The sequence below is a fragment of the Marinobacter sp. CA1 genome, from assembly GCF_020546665.1.
GTDB classification, from domain to species: domain Bacteria; phylum Pseudomonadota; class Gammaproteobacteria; order Pseudomonadales; family Oleiphilaceae; genus Marinobacter; species Marinobacter xestospongiae.
The window spans coordinates 729,841-746,877 of sequence record NZ_CP071785.1 but is presented as its reverse complement, the minus strand read 5'-3'; the positions used below and the strand labels follow the sequence as shown (position 1 = coordinate 746,877).

General features: G+C 60.2%; 13 protein-coding genes. 4 read left to right on the top strand and 9 right to left on the bottom strand.

All coding sequences use genetic code 11. The features are described from left to right. Positions 1-285: 285 nt before the first annotated feature. Positions 286-1,854 (top strand): methyl-accepting chemotaxis protein, encoded by a 1,569-nt coding sequence (locus tag J2887_RS03435; protein WP_227174063.1) that lies wholly within the window; start codon positions 286-288, stop codon positions 1,852-1,854. Between the two features lie 65 nt (positions 1,855-1,919). Here the strand turns inward: J2887_RS03435 and J2887_RS03430 are convergent, their stop codons facing one another. Further along, positions 1,920-2,603: an SOS response-associated peptidase gene (locus J2887_RS03430; RefSeq protein WP_227174061.1), complete on the bottom strand. Its 684-nt coding sequence runs from the start codon at positions 2,601-2,603 to the stop codon at positions 1,920-1,922. Positions 2,604-2,904: 301 nt separating this feature from the next. After that, positions 2,905-4,431, bottom strand: coding sequence for a hypothetical protein (locus J2887_RS03425; RefSeq protein WP_227174060.1), 1,527 nt, complete (start codon positions 4,429-4,431; stop codon positions 2,905-2,907). A gap of 264 nt (positions 4,432-4,695) precedes the next feature. Here J2887_RS03425 and J2887_RS03420 point away from each other — a divergent pair, with 264 nt between their 5' ends. Next, on the top strand, positions 4,696-5,532 hold the full coding sequence (locus tag J2887_RS03420) for a substrate-binding periplasmic protein (protein WP_228752839.1): 837 nt from the start codon (positions 4,696-4,698) through the stop codon (positions 5,530-5,532). A 13-nt stretch (positions 5,533-5,545) separates the two neighbouring features. Here J2887_RS03420 and J2887_RS03415 read toward each other — a convergent pair whose 3' ends face one another. The 3 genes from J2887_RS03415 to J2887_RS03405 form a co-directional block, all read right to left on the bottom strand. After that, positions 5,546-6,598, bottom strand: a complete 1,053-nt coding sequence (locus J2887_RS03415; RefSeq protein ID WP_227174059.1) for a hypothetical protein — start codon at positions 6,596-6,598, stop codon at positions 5,546-5,548. 438 nt (positions 6,599-7,036) lie between these two features. Beyond that, positions 7,037-8,086, bottom strand: a complete 1,050-nt coding sequence (locus J2887_RS03410; RefSeq protein ID WP_227174058.1) for a hypothetical protein — start codon at positions 8,084-8,086, stop codon at positions 7,037-7,039. 84 nt (positions 8,087-8,170) lie between these two features. Continuing rightward, positions 8,171-9,544, bottom strand: a complete 1,374-nt coding sequence (locus J2887_RS03405) for a GGDEF domain-containing protein (RefSeq protein WP_227174056.1) — start codon at positions 9,542-9,544, stop codon at positions 8,171-8,173. A 335-nt stretch (positions 9,545-9,879) separates the two neighbouring features. Here J2887_RS03405 and J2887_RS03400 point away from each other — a divergent pair, with 335 nt between their 5' ends. After that, on the top strand, positions 9,880-10,578 hold the full coding sequence (locus J2887_RS03400) for a glutathione S-transferase family protein (protein ID WP_227174055.1): 699 nt from the start codon (positions 9,880-9,882) through the stop codon (positions 10,576-10,578). Positions 10,579-10,677: 99 nt separating this feature from the next. On the opposite strand, the gene J2887_RS03395 is transcribed toward J2887_RS03400, so the two are convergent. The 4 genes from J2887_RS03395 to J2887_RS03380 form a co-directional block, all read right to left on the bottom strand. Next, positions 10,678-11,877: an NnrS family protein gene (locus tag J2887_RS03395; RefSeq protein ID WP_227174053.1), complete on the bottom strand. Its 1,200-nt coding sequence runs from the start codon at positions 11,875-11,877 to the stop codon at positions 10,678-10,680. Continuing rightward, complete coding sequence (locus tag J2887_RS03390) at positions 11,874-12,887, bottom strand: ABC transporter substrate-binding protein (protein WP_227174052.1); 1,014 nt, start codon at positions 12,885-12,887, stop codon at positions 11,874-11,876. The genes J2887_RS03395 and J2887_RS03390 overlap by 4 nt, the downstream gene beginning before the upstream one ends. Then, on the bottom strand, positions 12,884-13,624 hold the full coding sequence (locus tag J2887_RS03385; protein ID WP_227174050.1) for an ABC transporter ATP-binding protein: 741 nt from the start codon (positions 13,622-13,624) through the stop codon (positions 12,884-12,886). The genes J2887_RS03390 and J2887_RS03385 overlap by 4 nt, the downstream gene beginning before the upstream one ends. An 88-nt stretch (positions 13,625-13,712) precedes the next feature. Further along, the gene (locus J2887_RS03380; RefSeq protein WP_227174049.1) at positions 13,713-14,480 is read right to left on the bottom strand and encodes an ABC transporter permease; all 768 of its coding nucleotides are present in this window, start codon (positions 14,478-14,480) and stop codon (positions 13,713-13,715) included. Positions 14,481-14,652: 172 nt separating this feature from the next. Here J2887_RS03380 and J2887_RS03375 point away from each other — a divergent pair, with 172 nt between their 5' ends. Then, positions 14,653-16,728 carry a TonB-dependent receptor gene (locus J2887_RS03375; protein ID WP_227174048.1) on the top strand — a complete coding sequence of 692 codons (2,076 nt, stop codon included), beginning with the start codon at positions 14,653-14,655 and terminating at the stop codon, positions 16,726-16,728. Positions 16,729-17,037 lie beyond the last annotated feature (309 nt).

The following is a 17,037-nucleotide window of genomic DNA, read 5'->3' as shown; positions in this document are numbered from 1 at the left end:
CTTGGCGCAGGACTGAGTAAACGTAAATCATTGATTATTTTAAGAATTACGCTATTCCTTCAAATTGAACCCCCAGTATCGGTGGTTCGACCCCACCTGCAGGCACCAGAATCCAACAACTTAGCCCGCCGCTGCGAATGGCACATACCTGGTCCTGAGCTAATCTCACGATTAACTTTGCAAACATTTTACAAAGCAAACCAAAAATCACGACCAAGATGTCGTATACCGTTCTGGTGGACGATCAAATGACTCGAAGGGAAGCGGCTGCCAAAGGAAAAATCGATGAGTGCTTTTTGGGGAAACCTTGCTGTAGGAAAGAAGCTGGCTTTCAGCTTTGCGGCTCTGGTGCTGCTGATCCTGATCGTCTCGGTCGTGAGCATCACCTCGCTCAACGACTACAACCACCGCGTGTCGATACTGAAACAGGCCAACAAGGCAGAGATCTCGCTTTTGGAAGCTGAGCGGGAGGAGAAAAACTATCGCATTCACGAGAATGCCGAGTCCGTTGATCGAGCCACCGACTATCTGACGCAAACCAACGCCGCTCTGGCAGCGCTGGTGGCGCTGATCGACAACGAAAAAGACAGGTACCTGGTCGAACAGATACGCGCCGATGTCGAAGACTATCAGTCTCTGTTGAGCACCTACACGGCGAGCATATCCGCCGGGGCAGCAAACACCGCTTCCATAGAAGAACAGCTGTACGAAGCCGCTCACAACGCTATCGGCAAAACGGAGGAGTTGAAGGAACGGGAACGTATCCTGATGGAAGAGCGCTATGACCTGACGGTTATCGAAATCATCGGCATTACCGCCCTGGCCATGTTGGTTGCAGCCATCGTGGCATGGACTTTGACACGCTCAATAACGCACGCGATCCGCGAAACACTGACCATTGCCAACAAGGTCGCGTCGGGCGATCTCACCGTCGACAGCCGTAGCAATCGCGGTGACGAGTTCGGCCTGCTGCTGACCGCGTTTGGCATGATGGTCACCAATCTCCGCGGGCTGATTCAGGAAATCAATCAGGGGGCTTCCAGTATCGCCTCGGCATCGGAGGAACTGTCCACCGTTACCCATCAGACCAACATGGGGGTCGCCGAACAGAAGTCGCAAACAGACCAGGTTGCCGCCGCGTTGAACCAGATGGTGGCAACGGTCAGCGAAGTCGCCAGAAGCGCCGAAGCCGCCTTTCAGTCCACGAACCATTGCAGCGATAAGACTGAAAGTGGCACAGCGGCTACGAACGAAACCCTCAATTTTGTATCCGAGCTGAATTCGCAGAGCACCTCGGTGATGCAGCAACTCAATACTCTGAAAGCGGAAACCGATAATATCGGTACAGTGCTGGATGTCATCAAAGCGGTTGCGGAGCAGACCAACCTCTTAGCCCTGAATGCCGCAATTGAGGCCGCCCGCGCCGGGGAGCAGGGACGCGGCTTCGCCGTGGTGGCGGACGAGGTCAGATCGTTGGCCAAGAGAACACAAACGTCGGCAGTGGAAATTGAAGCACTGATCGGCAACCTGGTGACCAGCGCCGAAACGGCGGTGTCGGGCATGGGGCAAGGACACAAGCTGGCGCAGCAGACACTGGAACGGGCAGAACTGGGCGGTACGGCGATTCAGGCCATTGCGGATGCCGTTGAAGAAATACGGCGTTACAACAGCCAGATCGCCACTGCCGCAGATCAGCAGATCTCCGTTACCGAGGACATCAATAAGAACATGACTCAGATCCGCGACATCGGCGACCAGTCTGCCGCCTCCACAGAGCAGGTATCCGCGGCCAGCGAGGAACTGGCAAGACTTGCCGAAGGCCTCCACACGCAGATAGCCCAGTTCCGATACTGATTCAGGCAGCAACTTCTCCCGGGATGCGCCGCAAACCGGGAGACTGTGCGGAAGTATTCATCAAGTCACCGCGCCCCGTCAGCCGTCAACCTCTCCACCGGCCCGATGATCTCCAGACTCTCCGGTGAGCGGATTGGCTCAATTACCAGAGGCTGACGAATCCGGGAAATCAGCAGTGGCTGCAATGGGTCGGTGGTGGTCAGATCGGGATCAAGCCACAGATCGTATTCGTCTTCCGTCAGCATCAGCGGAATACTCTTGCTGTGGATATGACTGAACCGGGGATGAGGCGACAGGGTGACGATGGTAAATGAGGTGACCGCTTCGTCATTGAAGTTCCACACTTCGTAAAGGCCAGCGAAAGCGATGGCCTCCTCGGCCAAGCGAATGTTATGGCACTGTTTGCTCCCCCGCTCGCCGACCCACTCATGAAAGCCACTGGCGGGGACAATCGCGCGCTGGTAGCGGACGCGTTTTTGCCATAGCGGGCTGCTGCCCAGTTTGCCCGCACGGGCGTTAAACGTGCTGTACCGGGGTGACGGGCGGTAACCTGAGGCACCTGGACGAGGCTCTATCAGGAGAGACCAGTAGGCATCGTCCAACAGACGCTGCCCTTCCCGGTGATAGACAATCTGCCCCTTGCCACCGGGGGCGATGTTGTAGCGGGTTTGTGGGTAGAGCTGGATGCCCAGAATATCCATCAAATGACGGACGTCCGGATCATCAATAACGTTGTAGCGGCCGCACATGAGGGCCCTCATTTATTGAGGCTTTTACTTAAGGAGCCTCATTCCCATCCGAAGTTCAAGTTTGGTACCGGCAATCGGCCGGACGAATGGTTCGTCTATCGACTGAATGCCGGCATTCGTTTCGGGGGCCGTAACCCTGCTGGCTCTCGGCCTGCTGCTGCTCGGCGCAACACGCCGGCGCCAAGCACTGGCCTGACGCCTTTTTGGACCGGCAGGGATCGCCGTCCTTTTCTTTTCCCGATCCCGATCCCGATCCCGATCCCGATCCCGATCCCGATCCCGATCCCGATTAAAGAATGGCTCAATCCAAGGCCAAGTTGCTCACTCCTGACTTGAGCCAACACTGGGTATCGTCATTGTCGCAGGTATGGGTGATGAAGCCGTCAAAGTCGAAGCGGTAATACAGGGTATCACCAACAACCTGGATGCCTCTCACCACCGAATCTCGCGGCCGGTCCAGCTTCAGCAGCGGTTCGACCTTGCCGTCGTCACTCACTTCGTAGATCACCCCATAGCCATAATTGAGTTGGCTGCCGGTATCGGCCTGGCCATAGCCTGACTTACCCGCAATCAGCAAGCGACCACCGTCAGTCAGTAGCGCATCGTACGCGACGTCTTCGTCGTGGATATGGAGCAGTTGCGACTGGGTGGTTTCGCCGGAAGTACTGTCTACCCTGGCCACGTAACCATCCCACTCAGTGGTGCCGCCAGCCGCATCCGCTTTCTCGTGAAGCGTGGAACCAGTCAGGATCAGCTCATCGGATTGCCAGAACAGGGCATTAATCCCTTCACTGTGATCCCGCATACCAGCCAGGAATGCCCGCTCCGGCTGGCCGTCCGGGCTGAGAACCGTGACACCGATATCAGCGCCTGGGTTGGCATCCAACAGCGGTTGCCCGAAATGGGCGTTGTAGACAGCAACGTCTTCGTCAAAGAGTTCGTAGGCCACCGCAACGGAACCATCCTCACGAATGGCCAGACGGCTGTCGTTGCTCAGTTTTTCCCTGTAAAGCCAGGGGTAGGCGGGCATCACCTGCTGATCCCAGGCCACCGTCAGGTCGGAGTTCAGGCGATAGACCTTAACGCCATAGGTATGCGCCAGCAGGTAAGGCACACCATCCTGAACCTGTAACCGGGCAAACCCGTTGAGGGGCAGTTGGGGACGATCGTCATGGCTCAAAGCCTCAAATACCGAATAAGAGACCTCTTTTGTCGCCAGATCGTAGGAGTAAAAATTGAGTTCGGTTCCGTTTGGCGTATCCTCCAGCCAGCGCTGCTGAAGCACTTCGCCGTTACCGTCTAGCTGGGTAAGGCGCAGTTCATAGAATTCAGCACTGTCATCCACCTCCTGATCCGGCGTTGCCCCGATGAACCGGCCAGTTGCCACAGCCTCCAGCACCAGAATGCGGTTGGCCTCCAGCATCGCCATATCCACAATCACCGCACCATCGTCAGGCTGGTGGCTGAAGATCTGCTGGGCGCCCACATGACATTGCAGGCTCTGCGCCCAGCCCGGCTGCCAGTTCCAGGTTGTATACAGGTCGTTGCCATAGCCGCCCAGGCGCCTGACGTCACACCAGACACCGTCTTCATTCACGTCCAAATGGGTCACTTGCGACTGGTAGGCCAGCGTCAACTCAAACGCCACGTCGCGGTTGTAGGGAGACGGTGCCGGTGCGATGTCCACCAGATCACCATTGGCCGGCGGCTGTGGTACATCACCGGGCTGATCGACCGGTTTCTCATTTGCGGGGGAATCACTGCCGGAACCGCACGCAGCAAGCACCCCCGCCAACAACAGAGCCGGGGCCAGACGCATCATTTTCAAAATTGCTCTCCCTGAAAAACTAACAGATGAAGTTACTGCCATTTCCATGATTAATCGACAGAAAATCAGAATGGCGACAAACTCGACACAAGCCCGAGACACAAGGCACCGCGTCAGGAAACGACTCATAAAACACCATCCAGAACTATCTGTCACCTTTTGTGACACACCAATTTTCGAGAGTGACCACCCACTATCAATGCACGCTCTTTAACTCGCGGAAACCGACTCACATCCACCGCGGCAGTCAAAGCGTAATAACTTTTGGACTACAATTACTGTGCTTTTGTGGATACCGCGACCACCATGCGTCCTGTTGCTCTATGGCTTGTCTTTACACTCCTCACCCTCGTGGCTCAATCCAGCCGCGCTGAAACCGTGCACCTTACTTCGCTGGAATGGCCACCTTACAGCGGTGCCGATTTGCCCGAGAACGGCGCTTCCATTGCCGTGGCCAGGGCGGCCTTCGAGGCCATGGGGCATCAGCTTGATGTGGACTTCTTCCCCTGGTCCCGAACCATTGCCACCGCCCGCCAGGAAGCCCGCTACGTCGGTTATATTCCAGAGTATTTCCTGGAATCGGACGCGTTCTCTGTCTCAGGGAGCATCGGGGACAGCCCGCTTGGGCTGGTGGAATCTACGGCGAGGCCCATTGAATGGCGAACCGTTGCAGATCTGCGAGGCTATCGACTCGGTGTGGTTCAGGATTACATCAATACCCCCGAACTGGACGGGGCGATTGCACGAGGAGAGATCGAAGCGCATCCGGTGCTGACGGACACCCAGAACATCCTCAAGGTGGCAGCAGGAAGGGTCGATGCGGCGGTGATTGATCGCTACGTTCTGGACTACCTGACCCTGCACAACCCATGGGCCGCTGAAGTCAAAGATCAGGTTCGGATGAACCCGCAACTATTAGCCAAGCGCACTCTTCACATAGCCTTTGAAACAACACCGGCGGGCCAGCGCTGGCAAAGGGTGTTCAATCAGGGCATCGAGAAGATCGACGTCAACGCCATCGTAGAGCGTTATTTTGAGAGGTATCTGAATCAGCCACCGCCCCAGCCCTCTGATAGAGCCGGAACGGGGCTTTCGGATTAGTGGATTTGGCAGGTTATTGCGTCACGCACGCTTCTATCAAACCGTTTACATCCGACTTGCTGTAGCTTCGGGAGACACCGTCCAGGGTAACGACCAATTCATCCGGGCTCACCAGCTCAGCATCAGCGGTCTTCTCGGCTGCGGTGAGACGAAGCTTACCAGCAATGTAGGGTTCATTGGCCTCGGTTTGCTGTAGCGGTGCCAGAGTTTCCAGATCAACCAGTCCACCACCACAGTCGTCTGCCCATTGAATACCCCAAAGACCATTCAGTTCGACTTCGGTATTGCCGGAGTTACCCACATGGGTCACCTCACGGGTGAAGAAGGTGCTCCAAGTCACGAAATCGTCATGGGCGTCGCCGTAACCGTAAAAATCCGGAGCTAGGCGCTTACCAAACTGCATCTGCACGTTTAAAGCGGCTTCGCCGAAAGGATTGGAAAACTGGGAAGCGACCGTCCAACGACTGTAGCGTTGGACGCCCGTGCTGGTAACCTTCTGATGACTTACTCCCAGGAACTCAAGCGCCGAACCATCATCGCCTTCGATCAGGAAATGCGGTTCATCTTCACCTCCCTCATACCCTGCAATCACGATATCGGGCTGAGCTGGCCGAGGGCTTTCAGATCCACTAAAAACAAAGCCATCAATCATCTCGTCATTGGTCACACACTGCACGTAGGTGCCGGTCCCCCCCTCCAACAACTCATCATCAAGAAATGGTGTGGCGAAAAACTCGATACTAGGGGGGGAAGGTAGATACTCGCCGCCATCGTTACACCACGGGTTAGACGCTGGTGCCAGCCAGGCCTGAAGACGATCTTCATCAAATGAGCTGGCGCTGGCCAGGTCAAAGAACAATGTGCCGGCCAGAACCGCCACGTCATCAGGCGAGGAAAACTCCGCCGGATCAATAGATTTCAGTTCAAGTGGTTCCGGTTGAGCGGGATCGGGTTCGGCCTCATCGTTAGAGTCACTTCCACACCCTCCCAGAAACAACCCAGCAACCAGAACAGGAGCAAAGAAGGACCAGCCCCGCGAGCCCGTCATCACGAAGGTACTTTTCATAACTAACTATCCTTGTTGGTTTTTTACACTCTGGCAGTAAAGCATTTTCAACCAGGCCCAACAAGTCCGGTCAGGGCCCCAGATCACTCCGCCACGCAAACCTGATTGCGACCGCCGTTTTTGGCCTGGTAGAGGGCGTCGTCGCCCTGGCGGAGGACTCTGCGGAATCGCCGACATTCTCAGTTTCGAGGAATATAGGACACAACCCGCGAGCCGTGTGGTTCAAGATTACATCCCTACACCCAAGCAAGCTGAGGTGATTGCCCGCAATAAGATCAAATAGCACCCAGAATTGGCAACGGGTGTTCAATCAGGGCATCAATAAGATTGACGTCAACGCCATTGTGCAACGCTATTTTGAGAGATATCTGATTCAGCCGCCGCCCCAGCCCTCTGACAGAGCCGGAACGGGGCTTTCGGATTAGTGGGTTCGGCAGGCTATTGCGTCACGCACGCTTCTACCAAATCGTTCACATCCGACTTGCTGTAGCTTCGGGAGACGCCATCCAGGGTGACGACCAATTCATCTGGGCCCACCAGTTCAGCATCAGTTGCCTTCTCCGCCGCCATTAAACGAAGCTTGCCGGCAATGTAGGGCTCATTGGCCTCGGTTTGTTGCAGCGGTGCCAGAGTTTCCAGTTCAACCAGTCCACCACCACAGTCGTCTGCCCATTGAATACCCCAAAGACCATTCAGTTCGACTTCGGTATTGCCGGAGTTACCCACATGGGTCACCTCACGGGTGAAAAAGGTGCTCCAAGTCACGAAATTGTCATGGGGGCCGTAACCGAAAAAATCTGGAGCTAGGCGCTTACCAAACTGCATCTGCACGTTTAAAGCGGCTTTGCCGAAAGGACTGGAAAACTGGGAAGCAACCGTCCAACGACTGTAGCGTTGGACGCCCGTGCTGGTAACCTTCTGATGACTTACTCCCAGGAACTCAAGCGCCGAACCATCATCGCCTTCGATCAGGAAATGCGGTTCATCTGAAGTACCCTCATACCCTGCGATCACAATATTGGGCTGAGCTGGCCGAGGGCTTTCAGATCCACTAAAAACAAAGCCATTAACCATCTCGTCATTGGTCACACACTGCATGTAGAAGACGCCCACCCCCTCCAACAACTCATCATCAAGAAACGGTGTGGCGAAAATTTCGCCACTAGGCGGGGGAGGAACGTACTCGCCGCCATCGTTACACCACGGGTAAGACGCTGGTACCCGCCCGGCCTGAAGACGATCTTCATCAAATGAGCTGGCGCTGGCCAGGTCAAAGAACAATGTGCCGGCCAGGACCGCCACGTCATCAGGCGAGGAAAACTCCGCCGGATCAATAGATTTCAGTTCAAGTGGTTCCGGTTGAGCGGGATCGGGTTCGGCCTCATCGTCAGAGTCACTTCCACACCCTCCCAGAAACAACCCAGCAACCAGAACAGGGGCACATAAGGACCAGCCCCGCGAGCCCGTCATCACGAAGGTGCTTTTCATAACTAACTATCCTTGTTGGTTTTTTTACACTCTGGCAGTAAAGCATTTTCAACCAGGCCCAACAAGTCCGGTCAGGGCCCCAGATCACTCCGCCACGCAAACCTGATTGCGACCGCCGTTTTTGGCCTGGTAGAGGGCGTCGTCGGCCTTGCGGAGGATTCTCTGGTAGTCGGGGTGGCCATCGTAGAGGGCCAGGCCCATGCTGGCGGTGATGTTGAGTTTCTGGTTATTGGGCAACAGTAACGGGTCCGCGGCCAGCTGAGTGCGCATCTGCTCAGCCACCCGCAGGGCGCTGTCGGGTTTGATGTCCACCAGGATGATCAGGAATTCCTCTCCGCCCATGCGGAACAGGAAATCGCCACTGCGACAGCTGTTGGTCAGATGGGTGGCAACCTGCTGCAACACCAGATCACCGGATTCGTGACCATAGCGGTCATTGACGTTCTTGAAGTGATCGATGTCCACCAGCAGTGCGGCAAAGCCCCGGTTGCTCTTGCGGCAGAACTGGACCTCCCGGGTCAGCACCGCAGGCAGGAACTTACGGTTGAGCAGGCGGGTCAGCACGTCCTTACCGGATTCCAGTTCCATGCTCTGGTCAAACAGGGTTTCCAGTTGATAGTGGATGCCCTTGGCCTGGCCACGAATCTCCCGCAGTTTTTCCACCCGCTCTAGTGTCTCCAGACCATCCAGGTTGAACAGGGGCAGCAGGACGTGATCAATCTCCGCCATCGCCTCCATGATCAGATCGGTTTCCGCTGCGCCCTGGAACGCATGGGCACCTTTATGGCGGAACCACAGACCAAACTCCGAATCCTCAATCCGCGGCAGTTTGTGGGCGGCGATGCCCATGGCGGAATCGAACATCAGGCTGTTTTCCCAGTCCAGCAATGCGGCTTTCTGCTTTTCCCGCTCGGTGGACAGGTTCTGGCTGATCGAGAACAGCCGGTACGCCTCGCTGGTGCGCGCCTTGCGATCGTGGGATACGGCGTAGGCCTGGCTCATCATCTCCATCGCCAGATCCATCAGGTTACAGAACAGCCCGAAACAGTGGCGGTGATCTTCCACCGGCACGTCCACCGCCTGGCCGAGCAACTCCCGGAACCGGTCCTTGAGGGTCCGAGCCCCCCGCAGCACCAGATGCACCGGCACATCAATGCGAGCGTGAATCTCCCCCACCTTGATCTGCTGGGCGATCACCGCCCGCATGTCGTAATGCTCATCGACCGTACACAGGCGCTCCAGCCAGGTTTTCATGGAACCATGGAGGCGATGGCGCACCTGATCGTGGGACAGGAACACACTGGCGCTCTCGTCTTCCATCATCACCTGGTAGAAGTGGTCAGCCAGCACCTGGGAATGACGGTTCACCACCAGCGACAGTTCTGCAAGGCTGGTGTCACTCTCCGCCCCCAACAGGGCTTCCCAATCGGCGACGATATTCTCGGACAAGGCGCTCACGACAGTACAGAACCTCTTCAGTGGCGAACGGATGGCTTACACGGCAGGAACAGGAATGGGCCCAGGCTCGGACAGGACTGCCAGAAAAACGGATTCAGGGATGTGAACCGCCACAAAGTATAGAGAAACATCAAAGCGAAAGAAATCCGAAGGCATCGCCCAAACCGGTATTGGAAACGGGCCGTTCACCTCACGTTAACGCCCGTACGCATATGATTGATGGACCTATCACCACCCGGCAAGCTACGGTAATTCAAACTGTCGGAGCCACCAAGCCACCAGCAATGACACGACCCATGCCTGACTCCACCCCACCGCTGTCAAGGAGACGACCGATGACCACGCTGTACATCGCCAACAAGAACTACTCGTCCTGGTCGCTGCGCGCCTGGCTGTTGATGAAAGAACTCGCCATTCCGTTTGAAGAACGATTACTGCCGTTCGGGGATGACAGCGCCTGGGGGCCGTTCCGTGCGCTTGGAGGCGGCGGCAAGGTACCGACCCTGCAGCAGGGCGATCTGCTGGTGTGGGATTCACTCGCCATTGTCGAGCACCTGGCGGAACGTCACCCCCAGGTCTGGCCCTCCCGCACCGATAACCGGGCCTGGGCCCGCAGCGCTTGCGCCGAGATGCATTCCGGCTTTACCACCATGCGCGACCTGTGTTCCATGAACATTGCCCTGCGCGTGGAGTTGACCGAGCGCCCTGCCGACCTGGTCCGGGATATCGAGCGAATCCACCAACTCTGGCTGGAGGGACTGGAACGCTTTGGCGGCCCTTTCCTGGCCGGCGACCGATTCTCGGCGGTGGATGCGTTCTACGCCCCCATCGTGCTGCGCTTTGAAACCTATGGGTTGTGCCAGGATACACAGGTACAGGCGTACATGGACCAGATCCGTACCCTGCCGGCGCTGGAGGACTGGTGTCGTCAGGCCCTCGCCGAGCCCTGGGTGGACCCGGAGCATGAAGCGGATTGTGTGCAATGCGGTCGCGTGCTTGAGGACCACCGCCAGGGTGATCCGGTCACAGCCTGATCCGGCCAGACAGCGTACCTCCCGGCGGAAAGTACTTTCCGGTAGAAAAGCACCACCCAGCAGAAACGTACCTCCCGGCAGAGAAAGAGTGCCCGTCGATTAGCCGGGCAAGCCGTCCGGCCGGGCGGTCACCAGCATGCGACCGTAGCCAACGAGGTAACAGGCGAAGGTCGCAGCCCACAACAGGAACGGCAGCGCCACGGCCGCCATCAGGTAGTACTGGGGCAGCCACAGCGGCACCAGGGTCCGCAGGGCCGCGGTGGCCGCCAGCGTCAGCAACGCAGGCCACAGCAGGCGAGGCAGGCGCAGTGGTCGCCCGGTGTGACGCAGGCCGGCGATGCAGAACACCGCCAGGATCGACGTGCCCAGCGTCCCCACCGACAGTGCGTGACGACCGGCGTAGGCGGGCCAGGCGTCGCTCAGCGCTGCCAGTCCCACCAGCACCAATCCCGCCACCAGCCACAGGTAGGCCAGCGTCAGCAGCAACAGGTACAGCCGCGCCATTGCCCGCCCCCAGGGCCATTCCGACAGACGGTCTGCCTGGGCCGCCGCCGCGGCCAGCGCCAGCCAGCCAGTCACCGGATGCCCTGGCGCCCACAGGTCCGCCAGCACAAACAGCCCCAAAGTCACGGCCGCCAGGTGGGCCCGGGCCGGTGACAGTCGCCACGGGGATAGCAGCCCGGCGTCCCGGCGCGCCGCCTGGGTAACCACCGGCAGAATACGGGACAGGGTCAACACCACCATCAACACCATCAGGTTGACCCCGGTATTGAGCAGGGTCGCCGGCGCGGGCAAACCGGCGGCGGGCGCCAGCCAGGCACCGTAGAAAGCCGCCTGAACCATCACCATCGCGCCCAGCACCGCCGCCAGACTGAGGTGGCGCCGCCCCCTGGGCAACAACAGCGACGGCAGTACCCAGGCCAACAACGCCAACGAGAACATCAGGTTCAGCGCCACCACCACCAACACCGGCAGGCTGGCGCCAAACCAGAAGCTCACCCGGCCCAGCAGCCATAACCCCACCAGTGACGCCAGCCCGGCTCCGGTCAGTGGTCGCACACCGGCCCAGGACGGGATCGCCGTCAGCAGGAACCCGGCCAGCGCGGCGAAGGCAAACCCGAACAGCATCTCGTGTCCATGCCAGACCAGCGGCGATAACGACATCGGCAACACGAACTGCTGCAACAGAGCCCCGACCCAGGGCACCAGAGCCAGCGGCGCATACGCCGCCGCCAGCAGAAAGAACGGCCGAAAACCATAGGCCAGCCACGCGCCCTGCCAGGGAGGGTTCGACGTCACCCTGCTCTCCTCCCGTCAGCAGCCGGCAGGTAAAAGCCATTGTCCGGCAGTTTGCCCCCGATAAACGCCGGTGACAGCGCCGACAAGGCCCCCAGAAACGATTCCAGTTGCGGACGGGCCTGCGCTGCCGGAACCATCGCCAGCCGGGTACGGGGAATGGCCCCGGCAAACACCGGCCGGGACAGTGCGGATTGGGCAGCGCCCAGTTCCGCGGCGGCTTCGGGATTCTGGACAATCCAGTTCACCGCATCCACCACCGCCTGCTGCACAGCGGCCACCTGTTGCGGCTGCTGTTCCAGCAATTCCCGCCGACACACCACCCCGGCCTGAGGCAAGCCCGGCGACTCGTCGCCACCTCCGGCCCAGACCTGCTGTAGGTCCAGCTCCCGGGTCTCGGCGCCAAACTGACGGGCCTGCAGCCGTGTCGCGGTGCGTGCCGGCTCTGGCAGCACCGCCGCATCCAGCCGCTGCGCCACGAACATCTGCACCGTCTCGAACGGACTGGCCTGATAGCTGATGGTGAGATCCCGGCCAGGCTCCAATCCCTGCCGCTGCAACAGGTAGCGGAACACCAGATCCGGCATGTCACCTCGCCAGGGAATGCCGACGTGGCGACCGGCCAGGTCCTGCAGACGCGTCAGCGGCCCCTGTTGTGCCAGCCCCAGCACGCCCAGGGTGCCCCAGACACACACATTCAGCAGCACCAGCGGCACCCCCCGGTTGTAGAGGTTGGCCGCGACATTGGTGGGCATCGCGGTGAGGCTGACTTCCGCCCGGGCCAGCCAGGCCCTGAGCTGGTCCGGGTCTCGCCAGGTTTTCAGTTCCGTGCCCCCGGTGGCGGCCTGGACCCGCTCATCCGCCAGAGCACGGCTGAGGATCAGTTGTGGCAGCCCCATGGGGGTGGCAGCCGTCAGCGCCGGCGTTCGGGCGAAGCTGCCAAGCGGCACCGCCGCAAGCACCGCGGAACTGGCCAGCAGTTGCAGGAATTGTCGACGGTGGCATGACATCATGCGGCCTCCCGATCCACCAGTGGTTGAAAGCTGGCCTGCACCAGAGGCTGCCTCAACAGTCTGGCAGCGGCTTCATGGAGCCAGGCCGGCGTGCGCTCGTTAAACGGTGTGGTAACGGGCAGTTCGTACACCAAATCTGCGGGAGAGCCGGCCAGCACCAGCACCCGATGGCCCAGTCGCAACGCCTCAATCAGGTCGTGGGTCACCAGCATCATGGCCAGCGCCCGCTCCTGCACCAGCTGTTGCATCAGCTGCTGGGCATCGCTGCGAAGCCCCACATCCAGGGCGCTGAACGGCTCATCAAGCAGCAACAGCTCGGCTCCCACCGCCAGCGCCCGGGCCAACGCCACCCGCTGGCACATACCACCGGACAGCTGATGGGGAAAGCAGTCCAGACTCTCCCCCAGACCCACCGTCGCCGCCAGCTCACGAGCCCGGGCACGCCGATGCCGACGCCCAATACCGCGCGCTTTGAGGCCAAGGGCGATGTTGTCGGTCACCCGCCGCCATGGCAGTAGCCTTGGTTCCTGGAACACCACCGAGGTTTCGCGGAAGCCATTGGTTACCTCGCCGGACGTCGGCGCCAACAACCCGGCAGCCAGTCGCAGCAGCGTGGTCTTGCCCGCCCCGGACGGCCCCACCAGGCACACCGACTCCCCCGGCCCGATGGTAAGGCTGAGGTCATTGAAGATCGCCTTGGGCCCCAGCGCCACCCCTACCCGGTCCAGCTCCAACATTGTGCGGTTCCCTTTCGTTGCTACCTTGTTGCTACCGTTTCGTTGGTTCAGTTCGCTCAAACGCCTCTGCTTCCCTGCCGCACCGGCGCTAGTGTCCCGTGCGCCAGGGCTCCATGCGCCGCTGCAACGGTCGCAGCACGCCGTGCTCCGCCACCAGCAGCAATACCACCACCAGCACCACCCAGGCCATGGCGGCAGCGGTATCCAGGTTCACCCGCGCCAGGGCCAGCCCGGCACCGATGCCGGTATCGGTTGCCAACAGCTCCGCCATCACTGTGACCTTCCACGCCACCGCCAGCGCGGTGATCAGGGCCGGGAACACATAGGAGGCAACGTGGGGCAGATACAGATCCCACAGCCGCTGGGCCAGCGGCAGACGGTAGGCCGTCGCCAGCTCTGCCAGCCGGGCATCCAGCGTGCGAGCGCCCATCTGGGCGCCGGCAAAGGCGATCGGCAGGGTGGTGGCCGCCACGGTGTAGATGGAAGCCAGCGAGCCGCTGCCAAACCAGAGGATCGCCAGCACGATCCACGCAATGGGCGGAATCCCCAACAGCACCGTGGCCACGGGCTCCAACAGCCGCCCCAGGGTCCGGGACAGGCCCGCCACCAGGCCCAACGCCATGCCCGCCAGGGCTGCCAGGGCAAACCCCGTGATCGCCCGCCAGCTGGTGGCCCACATGGCAGCGAGCAGGGCCTGCTGTTCCGCCAGTCGACCCATCGCCGTCAGGGTGTCCCGTGGCCCCGGCAGCATGAAGCTGCCATAGCGGATGCTGCCCCACTCCCACAACGCCACCAGCAGCAGGACACCGGTCAGACTGCCGATCCCACGCAGTAGCCGCCGAACCCACGCCGCCATCGCTTCTCCTTAGGGAGCCTCTAATTCAGAGGCTCTTTAGATCCTGGGGTCAAAACTACCCCAGTGATGGCCGGTTACCATTGATAATAGTCAAACGCGAATCAATCTCAGTTAGATATGCTACCGACCATTCCTGCCATGGAAATCCGCAGTCATCGTCTGGAGAACCGCTATGCCTTTGAACCCGCCCCGCAACACCTGCCTGCTGGCACTGGCCATTGCCGCTACCCTGCCCGCCACCGGCAGCGCTGAACCTGCCGCTCTGCAGGAGCTGGTGATAACCGCCAAGGGTCACGAAGCCGACACCCTCGATACCGCCCGCGCAGTCGAGCGCCTGGCGCCACAGCCACGGGATGCCGCCACCAACACCGGCGATCTGTTCCGGGGCCAGCCCGGGCTGGCGGTGCAGGGAGACGGTGGCGCCTGGGGCGGCAATCCGGTGCTGCGGGGCTTGCGGAAAGAAAGCGTGGTGATGATGGTGGACGGCAAACGTCTCAACTCGGCCCAGCCCAAGGGCGCCATCGCCTCGCTGGCGGCGTTGAGCCTGCTGGACTCGGTGGAAGTGGTCAAAGGCCCGGGATCGGTGCTCCACGGCACCGGAGCCCTTGGCGGCGCCATCAACCTACGCACCCCGGAACCGGCCTTCAGCGCCCGGCCCGAACTGTCGGGGCGGCTCAACGCCAGCACCGGCAGCGTTGACAACCACCTTGCCGGGGGCGCTCTGGTGCGGGCCTCCAGTCAGGACCATGGCCTGGTTCTGGGCGCTGCGGGCAAGGACCTGGATGACTACGACACACCGGACGGAGACGTCGCCAACAGCGGTTACAGCTCCAACAGCTGGCTGGCCCGCTACGCCTATCGCCTCAGCGATGACCAGACCCTCAGTGTCAACCTCCAGCATCACGCCGACCGCGACGTCTGGTACCCCGGTTCCCGCAAGGCCGGGCCCGGGGGCAACGGCAGCCTCACCATTCATTCCCCGCGCCAGGAACGTACGCTGTTGGCCGTGGACTACGACGTTCACCTAGGACCGGGCACCCTGTCCGCCAGCCTCTACCGCCAGGAGGTTGATCGCCAGATTCGGGCCTGGTGGGATCTCAAGGCCCGCAACCAGGTGCGAAACGACGTCACCTTCCGCACCGACGGCGGCCAACTGAACTACCTGCTGCCACTGGCAGACCATCATCTGGTTAGCCTGGGCCTGGACAGCTGGGAGATGACTGCCGACCCGAAACGCTTCACCTTCAAACCGCCCATGTCTGACAGCCCGGTCGCCAACTCGCCGTTCCGCGATGGCCGAATCCGCAGCCACGGGATCTTCCTCCAGGACGACATCGACCTCGGCCGCTGGCAGCTGCAACTGGGCGCCCGCTACGACCGGGTCGACGGCGACGCCCGGGTAATGGGCAACGGCCCCGGTGCCCGCAACGAGGGCCTGGACAACAGCGCCAACACCCTGTCCTGGTCCACCGGCGCGCTCTACCATGTCAGCGCCCTGATCAACCCGTATGTTCATCTGGGCACCGCCTATCGGGCTCCGGACATGCGGGAGCGGTTCGAGGACGCCAGCCGCGGCGATGGCTACTTCCACAAAGGCAACCCGCAACTGGACCCGGAAAAGTCCACCACGCTGGAACTGGGCCTCAAGGGTCGCACCCCGACCGCCCGCTACCAGGTCGCGGCGTTCTACACCCGCATCGATGACTACATCGCCGGTCGGGTCACCGGGGCTCTCCATCCCCAGAACAACCTGCCCCTGAAACAGACCGAAAACCTGGACGAGGTGACCATCTATGGCGCCGAGGCGGGCTTCACCCTGGCGTTGTCCGCCCTGAACGAAAGCGCCGGCGAGCTGGCCATCGATGGTTCCGCCACCTGGCTGAGGGGCACCAACGAGCAGGACGACGAGCCGCTGTACCAGATGCCGGCTCCGGAACTCACCGTTGGGATCGGTGACTGGCAGGGCCCGGGCCTGCGCTGGCACACCCAGGTACGCGCCGTTGCCGAACAGGATCGGACCGCGGACCGGTTCTCCAGCCACACCGAACTCGCCACCCCCGGCTACGCCACCCTGGACCTTCGCCTGGGCTGGGCGTTCGCAAATCCGGGACCGTTCACCAATCTGGAGCTGACCCTGACGGCCAACAACCTGCTCGACAAGCGCTACCGGGAACACCTCACAGAAGGCAACATCCTCGCCCCGGGCCGGGGATTCGTGCTCAGCCTGGGAACCGGGTTCGGGCACTGATACGCCAGATACAACGCTGCGCTGAGGTAGGGGGGATTCACGCCATCCTGATGGCAACCTCACCGCATACTAATGGGGAACAAAGTATCCGAACACTTAAGAATTTCGATCATGGAACGTCAAGAGAATAATGATGTCAAAAATATCAGTGATTTATGGTCGCCTAGCTTTCTCGACCATTGTGTCGAGCTGTGTTCGAATACAAAATTCCGCATTAGTATCTGAATTCAGGGTCAAAATTTATTTTGAGGCTTGACAGAGATATTTAATTTGGCGACTCTAGCCCGGATTTCTCATAGGCTGCCAACA